1 protein-coding gene and 1 pseudogene are annotated in these 2,382 nt (G+C 71.5%); both read right to left on the reverse strand.

Going from position 1 to position 2,382, the window contains the following annotated elements; translation table 11 throughout:
- Nucleotides 1-94: pseudogene (locus tag AB0K09_RS32430) on the reverse strand (sigma-70 domain-containing protein); the annotation flags it as partial.
- Between the two features lie 83 nt (nt 95-177).
- Complete coding sequence (locus AB0K09_RS32435) at nt 178-1,968, reverse strand: endonuclease/exonuclease/phosphatase family protein (RefSeq protein WP_366068977.1); 1,791 nt, start codon at nt 1,966-1,968, stop codon at nt 178-180.
- Nucleotides 1,969-2,382: the final 414 nt, after the last annotated feature.

Consider the following 2,382-nt stretch of genomic DNA (forward strand, 5'->3'; position numbering starts at 1 on the left):
GGGAGATCGGCTCACGGCCGTACTTCTGGACCTCGATGACCTTCTCGGGGGTCATGTCGAGCTCCTTGGCCAGCTCCTCCGGGGTGGGCTCGCGGTTCGCCACGATCCTGACCCCTTCGACCGTACAGGTCTATTTAATTGTTCTGACCCCGACCTCTAAGCGGTGCTACGGCTTCGCTACGGCTTCCAGCGCAGCACCTGCGGGTCGTGGTCGCTCGCCTGGTCGGCGAACTCCGCGTTGATGTGGACGATGTCGTAGTCCGGGCGACCGATGTGAGGGCTCGTCAGGATGTGGTCCAGCACCTGCGAGTTGCCCTGGTAGACGTAGCCGTACCGCTCCTTCCTGGGCAGCAGGCCGACCTGGTCGGTCAGCACCCCGCCCGAGGTGAGCGTCTTGAGGGCGGGCGAGAACTGGTAGTCGTTCAGGTCGCCGGCCACGATGACGTTCGCGCGCCGGTCGGCCGCCAGCAGCTGCTTGACGAAGGCGTTGACGGCCTTGGCCTGCTCGCCGCGCTGCACCTCGGAGACGCGCGCCGGGGCCTGGAAGCGGCTGTCGAGGCCCTGGTCGCCGCCCTTGGAGTTGAAGTGGTTGGCCACGACGAAGACCGGCTTGCCCTGGAAGGAGAACTGGGCGGCCAGCGGCTTGCGGCTGTTCTCCCACGCCGCGTTGGCCGGGTCGATCCGGCCGGGGGACGCGGACAGCGTGACCTTGCCGGCGGCGTCGCGGACGACCTTCACCGGGGTGGTGGAGTCCCCGCCCGGGATGTCGGTGAACGAGACACGCTGGGGGTTGAAGAGGAACGCGGTACGGATGTTGCCGCCCGGCTGGCCGCCGTCCTGGTCGTTGACCGGGTCGATCTGCCGCCACTGGTACGCGGGACCGCCGGCCGCCTTGATGGCCTCGGTCAGCTTCGTCAGCGTCTGCGTGGCGTCGACCACGCCGTGGTCGGCCGGGCCGTCGTTGTCCTGGACCTCCTCCAGCGCCACGATGTCCGGCGAGGCGAGGTTGGTGACCAGCGCGGACGCCAGCCGGTCGAACTTGGCCTGCGGCGTCTTCGGGGAGAGGTTCTCGACGTTGTACGTCGCGACCGCCAGCTCGCCGCTCTTCTGCTTGCGCGTGGTCTCGCGCGCCAGCTTGTTGTCCTTGAGCGTGCCGAGCTCGGTCGCCTGGAGCGTGTAGCCGCCGAAGTTGTCGTAGTCGAGCGGGCCGGCGGTGGTACCGGTCAGCTGGTCACCGACGTTCGCGACCGGGAAGGGGCGCTGGGCGAACGGAATCAGCGAGTTCACCTTCACCCGGCCGCCGTTCGGGTCGCGGTACCCGGTGTAGAGGGCGCCGCCGCGCGCGGTGCGGTTGTGGGCCGGGTCGGCGGTGACCCACAGCTCGTTGTGGGTGTTGGTCGCGCCGACGACCGGGGCGTTCGCGACCGCGACGCGCATGCCCTCCAGGGACTCGAAGCGGTCGAGGGCGTAGCTGCCCGGCTTCAGCGGGAGCTTCTCGATCGAACCGCCGTGCGCGTCGGGCGCGTAACGGGCCGGGACGGACGACGGCCGCAGCACGACGGCGGCGGGCAGCGGGTTGCCGGACGACTGCACGGTCCATGTGGCCTTGGTGAGCTCGGTCACGGACTGCAGGCCGGCCTTCTCGCCGCCCGGGTAGTACTCGGTCACCGTGGCCGACACCAGCACGGAGTCGCCGACGGCGACGGCCGGGGTGGTCGACCCGGTGTAGACGAAGACGCCCTCGCTGGTCGCGGAGTCGCGGTCCGGGTTCGGGTCCTGGAACCAGAACCCGCGCGACGAACCGAACGCCCGCACGCCCGTGACGATGCCGGGCACGCCCGTCACCTGCTGCCCGGCCAGCGGCGAGACGCGGGTCGTGCCCTGGATGTCGTGAATACGCACCCCCTCGCCCGCGCTGGCGCTCGCGGACTGCGGCACGAGCAGCCCGGCCGCGAGCGCACCGGCTATGAGCGAGCCGGCGGTGGCCGTTCTGCGAGCGCGCAGGGATCGACGGCGAGTGGACACGAATGCCTCCGGTGGGAGTGGTGGTGTGGTTCGCGGGGGGTGGTGCGAAGCCGGGCCGGTGCCCGGCGGTTGTTACGGTGCCGGGCTGCGCCCGGCGGCTGTGCGGTGCCGGGCTTGCGCCCGGGTGGTCCGGTGCCGGGCTGCGCCCGGCGGCTGTGCGGGTCCGGGCGGGCCCGGGGTGTGCGTGCCGGGCTTGTGCCCGGGTGGTGCGGTGCCGGGCTGGGCTCGGCGGTTGTGTGGTGCGGGCTTGCGCTCGCGGTGGTGCGTACCGGGCTGCGCCCGGGTGGTGTGCCGAGCTGAAGGCTCGGCGTGAGTGCGTGTCCGAGGTGGCTCGGGTGGTGCTCGGCGGCGTCGGCC

It is taken from the genome of Streptomyces sp. NPDC049577 (assembly GCF_040675635.1).
GTDB lineage: Bacteria > Actinomycetota > Actinomycetes > Streptomycetales > Streptomycetaceae > Streptomyces.